We start from the raw sequence: 14,125 nt of genomic DNA on the forward strand, positions 1-14,125 counted from the left end.
GTTATACTCGATGGCTTGTCTGTTGATAAATGGGAACTTATGGAACGTTTTACCGAAAACCTGATGTATGCATCGCGCTGGCTGCTGGCACCGGTTTACATTGGACTTTCGCTGGGGCTGCTGGCGCTGACGGTTAAATTTTTTCAGGAAATTTTTCACCTGCTGCCCAACATTCTCAGCATCGCGGAAAACGATCTGATTCTGCTGCTGCTGTCGCTGGTGGACATGACGCTGGTTGGTGGCCTGCTGGTCATGGTGATGCTGTCCGGCTATGAGAACTTTGTCTCCAAGCTGGATATCGATGAAAGCAAAGAGAAGCTGAGCTGGCTCGGCAAGATGGATTCCGGCTCGCTGAAAAACAAAGTGGCAGCTTCGATTGTGGCGATCTCATCGATTCACCTGCTGCGTATTTTTATGGATGCGCGCAACGTCGCCAACGAAAAGCTGATGTGGTACGTGATTATCCACCTGACCTTCGTGCTGTCGGCCTTTGTGATGGGCTGGCTGGATAATATGTCGAAGGTTGAAAAGAAATCGTGACCTTCACGCACGAGCTGACCGATTGCACCAGGTGCGCATCAATGCGCACCCTGTAAAAAACCTGCAGTGCCCCGTAGGGTCGCCATTCATGGCGACCTGACCAGTCGTACCAGGTGCGCATGAATGCGCACCCTACAAAAACCCGAATGGCGACCTGGCCCCTTACCGCACCGGCTGCGTGCCGGTCAGCTGCGGCATCACGTCCCTGATCATCGCGAAAAAATGCTGCAGGCGGGCCGGATAATAACTGGCCCACGGGTAGGTCAGCCACACCGGCAGCGGCGGCGCCTGCCAGTCGGGCACCAGCTGCACCAGCGCGCCGCTGGCTAAATCCTCCTGCACCACCCATGACGACACAATCGCGGCACCCATGCCCGCCAGCGCGGCTTTACGCACCGCGTACAGGCTATCGCTGGCGAGGCGCGGGGCAATCGCCAGGTTGATCGGCTGGCCGTCGCTGAGACGCTGCAGCGCAATTTCGTTACGATAAAAACTGGTCAGCGCCAGCCACGGCAGCTGCGTCAGCTGGGTAACCTCTTTCACCGGCGCATGAACCGCCAGCAGCGCAGGTGCCGCGACGACAAAGCGCGGCACTTCCGCCAGCAGCACTGCCACCACCGACGGATCGGTGGGCGCGCCGACCTGAATGGCGCAGTCAACGTTTTCACTGACAAAGTCCGGCGTGCGGTCGTTGAGCATCCACTCCACTGCCAGGCGCGGATAGCGCTGCAGATAATCCATCAGCGGCGCAATCAACTGATCCTGACCAAATGCATGCGGCGCACGCACGCGCAGCGTGCCGATCGGGTCGTCATTCGCGCCGGTTAACTCATCTTCCAGCGCGTGCCAGGTCGCCACCAGCTGCCGCGCCTGGGCATAGCAGCGTTCCCCGTCGTCGGTGAGTTTCAGCGCATGGGTGGTGCGTAAAATCAGTTTCAGACCGAGCCGCTGTTCCAGCGCCTGCAGACGGCGACTCACGGTGGGTTGGGTGGTGCCGAGCTGCGCCGCGGCCGCCGATAGCGAGCCGCTTTCAACAATGCGGATAAACGTCTGCATCAGTTCGATGCGGTCAACGCTGGTGAGTGTGCTCATACGTAACATGCATAACAGTTCTGTGTCGTAGCAGTCTACCGCGTATGGCCGCAACGCGCTTTAATAAGCGCATTATCACGGGGGAAAACCACTATGTCTGCCATGTCTCAATCTTCTGTCATGCCTGCTGAAAAGCTGCCGGCGCCGCTGGTGTTTACGCTGGCGGCCGGTGCCGGTCTCAGCGTGGCATCGATTTACTACAGCCAGCCGATGCTGGATATCATCAGTAAGCAGTTCAATGTGGGCATCGGCAGCGTTGGTATGGTACCGATGCTGACCCAGGCCGGTTACGCGCTGGGGATTCTGCTGCTGGCCCCGCTCGGTGACCGCCACGATCGCCGCACCATCATTCTGGTTAAAGGCTTGCTGCTGGTCGCCGCGCTGCTGCTGTGCGGCTTTTCCGGCGGTATCAATGCGTTGCTGATCGCCAGCTTTGTTACCGGATTAACCGCTACCGTGGCGCAGGACATTGTGCCGGCGTCGGCGGCGCTGGCACCGGAGCGCAGCCGTGGCAAAACCGTCGGCACGGTGATGACCGGGCTGCTGGTCGGCATTCTGCTGTCGCGCGTGGTGAGCGGCGTGGTGGCGGAGTATCTGGGCTGGCGCACCATGTACATGATGGCGGCGGCGGCGGTGCTGCTGAGCAGTCTGGCGCTGTGGCGCGCGCTGCCGCGCTTTACGCCGGGCACCACGGTGAGCTATCCGCGTCTGCTGCTGTCGCTGGCGCATCTGTGGCAGCATCACCAGACGCTGCGCCGTGCGGCGCTGGCACAGGGCCTGCTGTCGGTAAGTTTCAGCGCCTTCTGGTCTACCCTGGCGCTGATGCTGAGCGATCGCTTCCATCTCGACAGCGCCGTGGCAGGGGCCTTCGGTCTGGCCGGTGCCGCCGGTGCGCTGGCCGCGCCGCTGGCGGGCAGTTTTGCCGACCGCATCGGCCCGGCGCGTGTTACCCAGTATGGCGCCACGCTGGTGATGGTGTCGTTTGCCCTGATGTTCCTGCTGCCGGTACTGCCGGTGCCGGCGCAGCTTGGCCTGATTATCCTCAGCACCATCGGCTTTGACCTTGGCGTGCAGGCCACGCTGGTGGCGCATCAGACGCTGGTCTACAGCCTGGCGCCGGAAGCGCGCAGCCGCCTCAATGCGCTGATGTTTACCGTGGTGTTTATCGGTATGGCGACCGGCGCGGCGCTCGGCAGCCTGGCGCTGGCCCATTTCGGCTGGAATGGCGTGGTCAGCCTTGCGACGGCTGCCGCTGTGCTTGCGCTGCTGATTCGCCTCGCCAGTCGCCATCTGCAAAACTAATTCACGATCATGTGCCAGGCTTAAAGGAGAATGTTATTTAAAAACGGAGCGTTATGAACTTCCTGGCCTGGACCGCCCTCACTGGCGGTCTGCTACTTTTGATGTCACTGGCTTCCGGCTGGATTCACCGGGGGCCGGTGACGTCGTTTGGTCTCTACCTGTTCGCGGGCATTCTGTGCGGCCCGTGGATGCTTAATCTGCTGCAAATCGACATTATCGGCCACGCCGAGCTCGCCGCCCATATCACCGAAATCACCATGGCCGCCTCGCTGTTTATCACCGGGCTCAAGCTGCGTCTGCCGATGAGCGCGCACGCGTGGCGCGTCGGCCTGCGGCTGGCATTCCCGGCGATGTTGCTGACCGTCGGCGGCATGGCCTGTCTGATTCACTGGATTACCGGTTTTGGCTGGCCGCTGTCGCTGGCGTTTGGTGCCATTGTTGCTCCGACCGACCCGGTACTCGCCAGCCTGATCTCTGTTAACGATGCGCGCGATGACGATGCGCTGCGCGTGGCGCTCTCCAGCGAGGCCGGCATGAACGATGGTTCGGCGCTGCCGCTGCTGATGCTGGCGCTGCTGCTGATGCATCCGGGCGCCTTCAGTCTCGAGCTGCTGGGCGGCTGGGCAGCGCGTGATGTGGTGTGGGCGATTGGCGGCGGGCTGGCGATTGGTTATCTGCTCGGCCGGCTGATCGGCCAACTGGCGACCCATCTGCGCAGCGCGCATCACGACGTGGCGCCTAATGATTTCCTCGCGCTGGCGCTGATCGCCCTGAGCTACGCGGCGGCGCAGTCGGTGGATGCGTCTGGCTTTCTTGCCACCTTTGCGGCAGGCGTCGGCTTACGCCGCGCCGAGCTGCGCGTGACTAAACGCTTTCCGCTGGAAGACCTGCCGGAAGAGAAGCGCTACCTGCCGGCAGAGGTGCTGGTCAATCCTAACCAGCGTCTGAAGCAGCAGGGCGGCAGCCCGGTAAAATCGGTCGGCCTGGTGGTCGGCGATGCGCTGTCGTTTGGTGATACTATCGAACGCCTGCTGGCGGCAGCGATGATGGTGGTGCTGGGCATCACGCTGGCGCATCACTGGAATCTCACCGGCATCGGCCTGGCGTTGCTGCTGTTTGTGGTGGTGCGGCCGCTGGCGGTATGGCTGACCACCTGGCGCTGCGAAATGCCGTTTATGCGGCGGATGCTGATTGGCTGGCTGGGGATTCGCGGCATCGGCAGTATCAATTATATTGCTTATGCCTGGGTGCATGGCCTGCAGGGCCCGCAGGCGGAACAGATGATGGACATGGCGCTGACGCTGGTGGTGTGCAGCATTGTGCTGCACGGCATCACGGTGACGCCGCTACTGAACTGGCGTGCTGCCCGGCAGGCGGCACGCACGCAGCAAGATGAAACGTGATTTTCTGGAAATAACGGGAGCTTATTATGAAAGCATTGCTTATCGCCCTGGTAGGGCTGTCGCTGTCCGCCAGCGCGCTGGCGGATGATACGGATGCCGACGCGCAGGAGAATATCTATGCCAGCCAGCTGTGCCACATTGTTAGCGGGGAGCAGAAAACCGGTGACATGCAGAGCTACACCGAGAAAATGAAGTCACAGCTGGCGGCCAGCCAGTCACCGTCGGCCATGAACAAGCCTTCCTTCAACGAGGAAACCGCGCAGGAAGTGGTCAACGGCTGGCTGGAGCTGGGCGAAGAAGAGCGGGCGAAGCTGCGTCACGATCAGCAGCAGTGTGAGCAGACGGTGATGACTCAATTCCAGCAGCAGGATTAATTTTCCGTTCTCTTCGTGAATACGCGCCTTTTCTGGCGCGTTTTTTTATGGCTTTTTTGTACGAAATGCGTACATTATCGCCAGATTGAAACAGGACCTGCATCACATAATGAGACGCCGCCTCCGGGCTGGCGCATTTTCCATACCGGCTACTGGGCAAGATGATTACACGGCGTCGTTTTCTGTTGGCTAGCGGAGCAACCGTACTCTCCATGACGGCGGGCAAACTGTTTGCCCGGGATGATATTATTCCGCTCTGGCCGGACGACCCACCGGGCGGCGGCGGTCCGTCTGGCCTGCTGAAAGTCAGCGCTAACGGTTCATGGACCAATATCGTTTCTCCCGCCATTCAGCGCTTTCGTCCGGAGAATCCCAACGGCGAAGCGGTGATCGTTGCGGCTGGTGGTGGCTACCGTTTTATCGGCATGGGGCGCGAAGCCTGGCCGGTCGCGCGCTGGCTTAATGCCAACGGGTATACTGCCTACGTGCTGAGCTACCGACTGCCGGGTGAAAAGTGGCAGGCCGGCAGACTGGCGCCGCTGCAGGATGCGCAGCGCGCGATTCGCATGGTGCGCGCGATGGAAAACAAGGTGCATCTGCTGGGCTTTTCGGCCGGCGGCCATCTGCTCGGCATGGCGGCAGCGCGGCCTGACTTCGTCACCTATTCACCGCAGGATTCGCTGGATGACATCCGGCCATCCGCAGACAGCGTCGGGCTGATTTACCCGGTTATCACCCTTGAAGCGCCGTATCAGCACACCCGTACTCACCAGATGATCGTGGGCAATGACGCCACGCCGACCCAGGAAGCCAACTGGTCAGTGCAAAATTACGTCACCCGCGCCTACCCGCCAACCTTTCTGGCGCAGGCGGAGGACGATCATACCTCCAACCCTCATAACACCGAGCTGATGCGCGACGCCTGCCGCCGGATGCGCGTGCCGGTTGAGCTGATTGAACTGAGCAGCGGCGGCCACGGCTTTGGCCTCGGTAAAGCCGGCACCCCCGCCGCGCTGTGGGACCAGGCGTATGTCCGCTGGCTGGATAAGCTGGGATAAGGTGTGATGGGCTGCGGTCGCCATGAATGGCGACCCTACAGCAGCGTGACGCGCTGTTTTATAGGGTGCGCATTCATGCGCACCTGGATATTCGCCAGGTCACCGTTTTTTGGGTCGCCATGAATGGCGCCCCTGCAGCAGTATGATGCGCTATTTTGTAGGGGGCGCATTCATGCGCACCTGGATGCTCGCCAGGTCACCGTTTTTTGGTCGCCATGAATGGCGCCCTTGCAGCAGCATGATGCGCTGTTTTGTAGGGTGCGCATTCATGCGCACCTGGTTCACGTCAGATTAAAATACCGGTCCGGCTGGCTCGCTGCCGGCAGCGGGAAATCGTTGTTCATCGCTTTCAGATTGCGTTCGATATTCACGCACAGCGCATCCAGCGGCAGGTGATTGGGCGCGGTGCCGAACGGATCTTCCAGCTCCTCCGCCAGCGACTCCAGCGACAAAAAGGTATACGAAATAAACACCGACACCAGCGGCGTCATCAGGTGCAAATCGGCCACCAGCGCGAACGGCAGCAGGGTGCAGAACAGATACACCGTGCGGTGCAGAATCAGGCTGTAGGCGAAGGGAATCGGTGTGCTGGCCAGCCGGTCGCAGCCACCCAGATACGCCGACAGATGATTGAGGTTGTCATCAATACTCTGCCAGACGATATCCGTCACTAATCCCTCATCACGCCGCTGCGCCAGCCATTCGCCCATGCATAACATGATTTGCGAGGTCGGCATCGGATGGCCGAGCACCGCGGCGTGCCACGCGGGCGGCAGCAGCCGCTGCAGATCGGGCTGGGCATCGGTTTTACGCAGCCGGTGTTTCAGGCTCCAGCTAAATGCCAGCTGCAGCCCGATAAACTCCTGCACCTGTTCCGCACGCAGTCCGCGCAGCGTTTTCACCTGGCGCAGCAGCGAGCGCTGAGTAATGTGCATATTGCCCCACAGCGTGCGCGCCTCGATAAAGCGCGCGTAGCTGGCGTTATTGCGAAAGCCAAGAAAGATGGCAATCGACACGCCAATCAGGCTGAACGGTGCGGTGGTCAGGTGAATGCCGAGCGTGGAATACCAGGGATAACCCAGTATGGCGATCACTGACATCAGCAGGTTAAGCGACAGGCGGAACGCAATGCGAGACAGCACTGAGCCGTGCCAGTCAAACAACCGGAGAAACCAGTGTTGATGAGGACGTACGATCATTTTGCGATGGTGTTTTTTATGATTTTGTCGCCACAGATTACGCCCGTCGCAGGCGCAGAATCAACGCCGGTGAGCCGCTGTTTAACCAGCAAAAACGCTGCGCTTGGGCGAATTAACCTATTTAAATCAAGCTTCTAAAAACGCTTTGAACAAGTTGTAAAATTCTTTGCGTTATCTCTTTGTCCGCGCTTTCTCTAAAGTTTATTCCAGCAGCACAACACACAAATTTAAAACCACTTTAGAGGAAACTATCATGTCTAAACTCGACCTGCTTGACCCACAGAACTCAACCCTGATCTTCATCGACCACCAGCCACAGATGGCGTTTGGTGTCGCCAATATTGACCGCCAGCAGCTCAAAAATAACACCGTCGCCCTGGCGAAAGCGGGGAAAATTTTCGACGTGCCGGTGATTTACACCTCGGTAGAAACGGAAAGCTTCAGCGGCTACATCTGGCCAGAACTGCTGGCGGTGCACCCGGAATCGAAGCCGATTGAGCGTACCTCCATGAACTCCTGGGAAGACGCGAAATTTGTCGAGGCGGTAGAGAAAACCGGCCGCAAAAAACTGATCATCTCGGCGCTGTGGACCGAAGTGTGCCTGACCTTCCCGGCTCTGATGGCGCTGAAAGCCGGTTACGAAGTGTATGTGGTGACCGATACCTCCGGCGGCACCAGTGTTGATGCGCACGAACGTTCCGTGCAGCGCATGGTGCAGGCGGGTGCGGTGCCGGTGACCTGGCAGCAGGTGCTGCTGGAGTACCAGCGCGACTGGTCACGCAAAGAGACCTATGATGCGGTGATGGATCTGGTGCGTGAGCACAGCGGTGCCTACGGCATGGGTGTCGACTACGCCTACACCATGGTGCACAAAGCGCCGCAGCGTCAGGGCTGATTCAGCGGTAGTGCGGCAGGCGGGTTTTCAATGCGTCGATAAACAGCCGCAGCGCCATCGACTGATGCCGGTTCGGCGGGAACCACAGCGCGATTCCCGCCGACTGAATGCGCCAGTCGGCCAGCAGCTCCACTAATTTCCCCTGCTGCAGTGCCTCGCTAACGTACAGCGAAGGCACAAACGCAATCCCTGAACCGTTGATGGCCGCGCGTGCCATCAGCGCGTTATTGTCTAACGTCAGCGTACCCGGCACGTCAATCTCCAGACTTTCTTCCGCACTCTGATACTCCCAGCGATAGCGTTTGCCCCCGGGCAGGCGATGACGAATACACTGCTGCTGCAGTAAATCCTGCGGCTGACGCACCGGCGCGTGCACCGCCAGATAGTCGGGCGAGGCCACGGTAACGAAGGTCAGCGGGCCGCCGAGCGCAATAGCCACCATATCCTGCGGCACATCTTCAATCAGCCGGATACCGGCATCAAACCCGGCAGCGGTGATATCCACCAGCGCGCCCTGAGCGGCGAAATCAAGCTGAATACCGGGATAGCGCGCGCTGAACTCGGGCACTACCTGATCCAGCAGCAGGCCAATCACCACATCGCTGGCGCTGATGCGCAGCGTACCGTACTGCTGCTGGCGGCTCAGGCTGACCTCGTGCAGCACCTCATCCATCTGATTGAGCAGCGGCGCGAGGCGCTGTAATAGCTGCTCACCGGCGTCGGTCAGCGACACGCTGCGTGTGGTGCGCTGAAACAGCTGCACGCCGAGGTTGTGCTCCAGCGTTTTCACCAGGTGGCTGAGCGAAGATCGCTTCAGGCCAAGCAGCTCGGCAGCGCGCCGGAAGCTGCGCTGCTCGCCCAGCGTTTTGATCGCCTGCAGTTCGTGCCATGAAGGGCGTTTCATTGGTGGTATTTCCTCACCAGGTCATGTGCGATTGGGGAGATTATGACCACCAGTAAAGCGATCTATCATCAGGTTTTCAACATGAGGAGCGCAAAATGAAAACCTGGTTAATTACCGGTGCCAGCAGCGGACTGGGCCGACTGATGAGTGAACGTTTACTTGAGCGCGGCGATCGCGTGGTGGCAACGGTGCGCCGCGAGCAGGCGCTGGAAGATTTGCAGCAGCAATATGGCGATCGGCTGCTGGTGATGCGGCTGGATCTGGCCGAAACGGCCAGTATCGCACCGGCCATCGCCAGCGCCTTTGCCCGTGTCGGGCGTATTGATGTGGTGGTAAGCAACGCCGCTTACGGTCTGTTTGGCGCGGCGGAAGAGCTCAGCGATGCGCAGATTGCACGCCAGATCGCCACCAATCTCACCGGATCGATCCAGCTGATTCGCGCCGTCATCCCGCATTTGCGCCAGCAGGGCGGGGGCCGCATTGCGCAGATCTCGTCTGAGGGCGGCCAGGTGGCGTATCCCAATTTCAGCCTGTATCACGCCAGCAAATGGGGCATTGAAGGTTTTGTCGAAGCGGTGCGCCAGGAAGTGGCCAGCTTTGGTATTGAGCTGCTGCTGGTGGAGCCGGGCCCGACCGTCACCAACTTCGCCAGCGGGCTGGATATCGCCGCGCCGCTCGACGCCTATCGTGATAACGCATCCGGTCAGTTCCGTCGGGCGATTGAAGCGGGTGACTTTGCTATATTGGGTGATGCCGGAAAATGCGTGGCGGCCACGCTGGCGACGCTGGATCAGGAAACGATGCCGCTGCGGCTGGCGCTCGGCAGCACGGCCTATCAGCACATCGAAGCCGCGCTGGAAGCCCGGCTGGCAGAACTGCGAACGCAGAAAGCGCTGGCGTTTGGCGCGGATGCGTAACTTTGCCGTGTAACCTGGTTGCGCAGACCGTTAATAATGGCGGTCTGCGGCTGGTTAATACGGACTGGCTGACATCGTTAGCCCTAATATTTACCTTAACCATAAAAACGATTTTTATTTTCGTTTTTAACGATATGCTTCAATAGATATTGGCATTTATCAACAACAGTGCGGGCATCTTTAAACCCCTGTTCAATCACGGCAATATTTAATGCATGGTCGTCATGGTTAAACTGCATTGGTTCGGTATCGCACATGTTCCAGGCACGCGTTGTCGCTTCTGTCCAGTGATGAACGCTTTCTCCGGACCAGGCAATATTCTCTTTAAGCATTCTCACTGGGTTACCGCCCCAGCAGCTATTGGAGTGTATCGTTTTCCCCGCCACCAGACTCATGGCACCAATTACGCTGCCGGAGTGGATCGATGAACCTTTTAAAATTATAGCGTTTTGTCCGATCCACACGTGATCGCCGATATAAATGCTACAGGAATGATTGATGCGCTGATTATCCGCAATGTTATATATCAGATGAGGATCGGCGGTTCGCATCCAGATACCAAAGGAGAGACAACAATGATTGCCAATGATGATATTTTTTTCTTCTGAGAGAATCAGCGTTAACTTTTCATTGAAGTAATTATGTCTGCCAATGAAGCAGACCGAATTTGAGAATGCAATTATTTTAACGATATAGGGTATCGCACTTTGGCTCAAATAAATGATTGAATTATCCGCCCGAAAATCCACTACGGAATCCTGCAGGACTACGCCCTCCTCACATACCAGAATATTGTTCTTACCATGAAAATTAATCTGGCTATTGATGAGTGTCGGTTCTTTACCGAGAAATTTGTTACCTTCAATAAGCCTGAGCTGCTCTGGATGTAATATTGTCATTTTTCGCTACGTGAGTCGGGATGGCCGCTTTCAAAGCGGCCTGAATCACGTCAATATTAAGCGTTGGGCATCAGAACAGCAGGCTGTGCGCCGTGGCGCGCAGCGCAATGCCCAGCAAAATGCCGGGCACGGCGAAGCGGAACAGGCGCGGAAAACGGCTGGAGAGACCGAGGAAAATGCCGATGCCAGGCAGATCGAAGGTCTGAATCAGCAGGCCTGCCGAGGCGTTGATGTTGTGCGCACTGTACTGCCCCTGTTCGACCAGACCGGCAACCACGCCGTAATAGGCGGTGCCGCCGGCCAGGCATTTGGTCAGCGCGGGCAGCACATACACCTCGGCGATATGCAGTTTGTGTAACAGCGGTGCCAGCAGCTGCGTCAGCAGCTCAATGGCGCCGGCACTCTTCAGGATGCCCACCACCGACAAGGAAAGGATCAGCATCGGCAGCGAACCGAGCGCAAGGCGAATGGCGTCGGCACCCGAGGTGTTGATGATGGCGATTAGCCCCGGCTTCGCGTCGCTGTTCTCCACGCCCTGATCTTCATCGCGCAGCGCGATGTCGGAAAGTTTACGGGCAAAAAAGTGATAGGTTGAGGCGGCCGCCAGCACGCCGCCGCTGATGGAGAACAGCAGCGCGGCGCTCCAGTTGAGCCCGTCAGGAATCAGCGGATAAAAGGCGTTGGCCTGGCCCATCGCAAACAGCATCGCCAGCGTGGCTGCCATGTGGCGGTCTGACGTGCCGCGCTTCTCCATGATCGCCAGCGCGGCGAGCGGTGCGGCAAAGCTGACAAAATTTAACTGGATAAGTGCGAACAGCGCCAGGCCGGTAATCCCCAGCGGCTTCAGTAACGGCGTGGCGTGGCGCACGACAAAATCCAGCACGCCTTTCACTTCGAGGTATTTCATGATGAATAGCATCACCACCATGATGGGAATCAGGGTGTAAAGCGCGACGTCGACCGCGGCTTTGCCCGATTCCATAATTATGCTGATGATATTCACGCGCTGACGTCATCCCGTTACCGCAAAACGCTGGCCGCCGGGCCAGCAAAGCAAAAATCATAGCGGGTATGCGCGCTGTTGAGTAGTCAGCAAACAAAAAAGCCCCCAGGCGGGGGCTGCGATGATGGCGCGGAGGCGGTGTTAGCGCATGGTGACGAACTCTTCCGCCGCCGTCGGGTGAATCGCCACGGTGTTGTCGAAGTCTTTTTTGGTGGCGCCCATCTTCAGCGCCACCGCAAAGCCCTGCAGCATCTCATCCATGCCGTTGCCGATACCGTGAATACCCACAATCTTCTCTTCCGGCCCCACGCATACCAGCTTCATGCGGCACGGCTGACGGTGCTGGGTCACCGCGGTATACATGGCGGTGAACGACGATTTGTACACTTTTACCTGGTCGTCGCCATACTGCTCACGCGCCTGCGGTTCGGTCAGACCGACGGTGCCAATCGGCGGATGGCTGAACACCACGGTGGGAACGTTGCTGTAGTCGAGATGCTCGTCCGGCTTGTTATTAAACAGGCGTTCGGACAGGCGACGGCCTGCCGCCACGGCCACCGGCGTCAGCTCGACCGCACCGGTGTTATCACCTACCGCATAGATGCCTTTAACGTTGGTGTTCTGGAACTTGTCGACCTGAATGTAGCCTTTGTCATTCAGCGCCACACCGGTCACCGCCAGGTTGAGGTTATCGGTAGCGGGCTCGCGGCCAATTGCCCATACCAGGCAATCCACCGTCTGCTGCTGGCCGTTTTCCAGCTGCAGCGTCAGGCTGCCGTCAGCATTCCTGATCACCGCTTTCGGGATCGATTCGGTGTGCAGCGTCGGACCTTCTGCCTGCATCACTTCCACCAGCGTCTCAACAATCAGCGGGTCAAAGCTGCGCAGCGGCGCATGCTGACGCACAAACAGGTGAGTTTCTGCGCCCAGCGCATTCACCACGCCGGCCAGCTCTACCGCAATGTAGCCTGCGCCGACTACCGCAACGCGGTTTGGCAGCGCCTCCAGCTCAAAGAAGCCGTCGGAATCGATGCCGTACTCTGCGCCCGGCACCTTTGGATGGCTGGGACGACCACCGGTGGCGATCAGGATATGGTCGGCAGTAATGGTCTCGCCGTTGACTTCCACCGTGTGGGCATCGACAAAGCGCGCGAACCCTTTGATCACTTCCACCTGGTTTTTACCCAGCACGTTGTCGTACGAGGTGTGGATACGGTCGATGTAGGCGCTGCGATTTTTCACCAGCGTTGACCAGTCAAAGCGATTAACGGTGGTATCAAAGCCGTAATCCGGACCGTACAGGTGAATCGCTTCGGCGATTTGCGCGGCGTGCCACATCACTTTCTTCGGTACACAGCCGACGTTGACGCAGGTGCCGCCCAGCTCTTTCGCTTCGATCAGCGCGCACTTCTGGCCATACATCGCCGCACGGTTAATGGAGGCGATACCGCCGCTGCCGCCGCCAATGGCGAGGTAATCAAAATGTCTGGTCATCCGTTGTGTCCATCTGTTGGAGGAAAACTGGCATAGAGTGTAACGCCGCTTCAGTTACCGGCGCAAAGTTTGCACCTATGTATGTAATAGGGTTGAATGCCGGCAAAGGGTTGGCTCAAAGGAACTTATCATGCACCTGACATTTCTTGGTACCGGCGCGGGCGCGCCCAGCCTGCAGCGTAACGTCACCGCCATTGCGCTGACGCTGTCGAAACGCGGCGAGACCTGGCTGTTCGACTGTGGCGAAGCGACGCAGCATCAGTTTATGCGATCGGCGCTTAAGCCCGGCAAGCTGGAAAAAATCTTTATTACCCATTTGCATGGCGATCACATCTTTGGCCTGCCGGGTCTGCTCACCAGCCGTTCGATGGCGGGCCTGACCGAACCGATGACGCTGTACGGTCCGAAAGGGTTGCGCCAGTTTGTCGACACTGCGCTCAGCCTGAGTGGCTCTTATACCGGCTATCCGCTGGAGATTGTCGAGATCGAAGCCGGTCCGGTGCTGGATGACGGTGAGTTTCGCGTCACTGCTTATGCGCTAAACCACGTGGTCGAGTGCTATGGCTACCGCATCGAACAGCATGATAAGCCGGGCTTCCTTGACGCACCGCGCCTGAAGGCGGAAGGCGTGCCGCGCGGCCCGTGGTATCAGGACCTGAAACAGGGCAAACGCATCACGCTGGAAGATGGCCGCGAGATCAACGGTGCCGACTATCTTGGCCCGGCCACCAAAGGCAAAGTGCTGGCGATCTTCGGCGATACCGGCCCTACCGAGGTGGCGTTGCAGCTGGCGGCGAACGCCGATGTGATGGTGCATGAAACCACGCTTGAAGCGGCGATGGCGGAAAAAGCCAACGGGCGCGGCCACTCCACTACGGTGCAGGCGGCCAGCGTGGCACAGCGCGCTGGCGCAAAACGCATGATCGCTACGCACTTTAGCTCGCGCTATTTGTCACAGGATCGGGAAAGGCTACTGGCTGAGTGCCAGTCGGTGTTTCCGGCCACCGAACTGGCGCATGATTTTGCGATATTTGAGGTGTAGCGC

General features: G+C 58.8%; 14 protein-coding genes. 8 read left to right on the top strand and 6 right to left on the bottom strand.

Going from position 1 to position 14,125, the window contains the following annotated elements:
- The first annotated feature begins 39 nt into the window (after nucleotides 1-39).
- On the top strand, nucleotides 40-540 hold the full coding sequence (locus tag AC6I8P_RS01000; RefSeq protein ID WP_021507874.1) for a TIGR00645 family protein: 501 nt from the start codon (nucleotides 40-42) through the stop codon (nucleotides 538-540).
- 162 nt (nucleotides 541-702) lie between these two features.
- Here AC6I8P_RS01000 and AC6I8P_RS01005 read toward each other — a convergent pair whose 3' ends face one another.
- Complete coding sequence (locus tag AC6I8P_RS01005) at nucleotides 703-1,632, bottom strand: LysR family transcriptional regulator (RefSeq protein ID WP_264441874.1); 930 nt, start codon at nucleotides 1,630-1,632, stop codon at nucleotides 703-705.
- A 93-nt stretch (nucleotides 1,633-1,725) separates the two neighbouring features.
- Here AC6I8P_RS01005 and AC6I8P_RS01010 point away from each other — a divergent pair, with 93 nt between their 5' ends.
- The 4 genes from AC6I8P_RS01010 (at nucleotide 1,726) to AC6I8P_RS01025 (ending at nucleotide 5,769) form a co-directional block, all read left to right on the top strand.
- Entirely contained in the window at nucleotides 1,726-2,934 is a 1,209-nt protein-coding gene (locus AC6I8P_RS01010; protein WP_459746263.1) for an MFS transporter, read from the top strand.
- Between the two features lie 53 nt (nucleotides 2,935-2,987).
- Nucleotides 2,988-4,337: a cation:proton antiporter gene (locus tag AC6I8P_RS01015; protein ID WP_159378010.1), complete on the top strand. Its 1,350-nt coding sequence runs from the start codon at nucleotides 2,988-2,990 to the stop codon at nucleotides 4,335-4,337.
- Between the two features lie 26 nt (nucleotides 4,338-4,363).
- Nucleotides 4,364-4,711 (top strand): hypothetical protein, encoded by a 348-nt coding sequence (locus AC6I8P_RS01020; RefSeq protein WP_021507870.1) that lies wholly within the window; start codon nucleotides 4,364-4,366, stop codon nucleotides 4,709-4,711.
- 161 nt (nucleotides 4,712-4,872) lie between these two features.
- Nucleotides 4,873-5,769 (top strand): alpha/beta hydrolase, encoded by an 897-nt coding sequence (locus AC6I8P_RS01025; protein WP_262265131.1) that lies wholly within the window; start codon nucleotides 4,873-4,875, stop codon nucleotides 5,767-5,769.
- Between the two features lie 281 nt (nucleotides 5,770-6,050).
- Here AC6I8P_RS01025 and AC6I8P_RS01030 read toward each other — a convergent pair whose 3' ends face one another.
- Complete coding sequence (locus tag AC6I8P_RS01030; RefSeq protein ID WP_150360782.1) at nucleotides 6,051-6,968, bottom strand: bestrophin family protein; 918 nt, start codon at nucleotides 6,966-6,968, stop codon at nucleotides 6,051-6,053.
- A gap of 253 nt (nucleotides 6,969-7,221) precedes the next feature.
- Here AC6I8P_RS01030 and AC6I8P_RS01035 point away from each other — a divergent pair, with 253 nt between their 5' ends.
- Nucleotides 7,222-7,863, top strand: a complete 642-nt coding sequence (locus AC6I8P_RS01035; RefSeq protein WP_021508093.1) for a hydrolase — start codon at nucleotides 7,222-7,224, stop codon at nucleotides 7,861-7,863.
- A gap of 1 nt (nucleotide 7,864) precedes the next feature.
- On the opposite strand, the gene AC6I8P_RS01040 is transcribed toward AC6I8P_RS01035, so the two are convergent.
- The gene (locus tag AC6I8P_RS01040; protein ID WP_262256841.1) at nucleotides 7,865-8,767 is read right to left on the bottom strand and encodes a LysR substrate-binding domain-containing protein; all 903 of its coding nucleotides are present in this window, start codon (nucleotides 8,765-8,767) and stop codon (nucleotides 7,865-7,867) included.
- A gap of 95 nt (nucleotides 8,768-8,862) precedes the next feature.
- Here AC6I8P_RS01040 and AC6I8P_RS01045 point away from each other — a divergent pair, with 95 nt between their 5' ends.
- Nucleotides 8,863-9,684 (top strand): SDR family oxidoreductase, encoded by an 822-nt coding sequence (locus tag AC6I8P_RS01045; protein WP_264240947.1) that lies wholly within the window; start codon nucleotides 8,863-8,865, stop codon nucleotides 9,682-9,684.
- A gap of 95 nt (nucleotides 9,685-9,779) precedes the next feature.
- On the opposite strand, the gene AC6I8P_RS01050 is transcribed toward AC6I8P_RS01045, so the two are convergent.
- The 3 genes from AC6I8P_RS01050 to gorA form a co-directional block, all read right to left on the bottom strand.
- Nucleotides 9,780-10,583, bottom strand: a complete 804-nt coding sequence (locus AC6I8P_RS01050) for an acyltransferase (protein ID WP_215480676.1) — start codon at nucleotides 10,581-10,583, stop codon at nucleotides 9,780-9,782.
- 70 nt (nucleotides 10,584-10,653) lie between these two features.
- Nucleotides 10,654-11,586, bottom strand: coding sequence for a nucleoside recognition family protein (locus AC6I8P_RS01055; RefSeq protein WP_215480675.1), 933 nt, complete (start codon nucleotides 11,584-11,586; stop codon nucleotides 10,654-10,656).
- 141 nt (nucleotides 11,587-11,727) lie between these two features.
- On the bottom strand, nucleotides 11,728-13,080 hold the full coding sequence (gorA, locus tag AC6I8P_RS01060; protein WP_498030911.1) for a glutathione-disulfide reductase: 1,353 nt from the start codon (nucleotides 13,078-13,080) through the stop codon (nucleotides 11,728-11,730).
- Nucleotides 13,081-13,210: 130 nt separating this feature from the next.
- Here gorA and rnz point away from each other — a divergent pair, with 130 nt between their 5' ends.
- The gene (rnz, locus tag AC6I8P_RS01065; protein WP_058770934.1) at nucleotides 13,211-14,122 is read left to right on the top strand and encodes a ribonuclease Z; all 912 of its coding nucleotides are present in this window, start codon (nucleotides 13,211-13,213) and stop codon (nucleotides 14,120-14,122) included.
- Nucleotides 14,123-14,125: the final 3 nt, after the last annotated feature.

The sequence above is a fragment of the gamma proteobacterium symbiont of Lampromicra miyakona genome (assembly GCF_059730895.1).

What these genes read in the sequence shown, in the direction of transcription:
- AC6I8P_RS01035 (WP_021508093.1), top strand. Translation starts at nt 7,222, where the DNA reads ATGTCTAAACTCGACCTGCTTGACCCACAGAACTCAACCCTGATCTTC.
- AC6I8P_RS01025 (WP_262265131.1), top strand. Translation starts at nt 4,873, where the DNA reads ATGATTACACGGCGTCGTTTTCTGTTGGCTAGCGGAGCAACCGTACTC.
- AC6I8P_RS01040 (WP_262256841.1), bottom strand. Translation starts at nt 8,767, where the DNA reads ATGAAACGCCCTTCATGGCACGAACTGCAGGCGATCAAAACGCTGGGC.
- AC6I8P_RS01020 (WP_021507870.1), top strand. Translation starts at nt 4,364, where the DNA reads ATGAAAGCATTGCTTATCGCCCTGGTAGGGCTGTCGCTGTCCGCCAGC.
- rnz (WP_058770934.1), top strand. Translation starts at nt 13,211, where the DNA reads ATGCACCTGACATTTCTTGGTACCGGCGCGGGCGCGCCCAGCCTGCAG.
- AC6I8P_RS01010 (WP_459746263.1), top strand. Translation starts at nt 1,726, where the DNA reads ATGTCTGCCATGTCTCAATCTTCTGTCATGCCTGCTGAAAAGCTGCCG.
- AC6I8P_RS01015 (WP_159378010.1), top strand. Translation starts at nt 2,988, where the DNA reads ATGAACTTCCTGGCCTGGACCGCCCTCACTGGCGGTCTGCTACTTTTG.
- gorA (WP_498030911.1), bottom strand. Translation starts at nt 13,080, where the DNA reads ATGACCAGACATTTTGATTACCTCGCCATTGGCGGCGGCAGCGGCGGT.
- AC6I8P_RS01005 (WP_264441874.1), bottom strand. Translation starts at nt 1,632, where the DNA reads ATGAGCACACTCACCAGCGTTGACCGCATCGAACTGATGCAGACGTTT.
- AC6I8P_RS01000 (WP_021507874.1), top strand. Translation starts at nt 40, where the DNA reads ATGGAACGTTTTACCGAAAACCTGATGTATGCATCGCGCTGGCTGCTG.
- AC6I8P_RS01030 (WP_150360782.1), bottom strand. Translation starts at nt 6,968, where the DNA reads ATGATCGTACGTCCTCATCAACACTGGTTTCTCCGGTTGTTTGACTGG.
- AC6I8P_RS01045 (WP_264240947.1), top strand. Translation starts at nt 8,863, where the DNA reads ATGAAAACCTGGTTAATTACCGGTGCCAGCAGCGGACTGGGCCGACTG.
- AC6I8P_RS01050 (WP_215480676.1), bottom strand. Translation starts at nt 10,583, where the DNA reads ATGACAATATTACATCCAGAGCAGCTCAGGCTTATTGAAGGTAACAAA.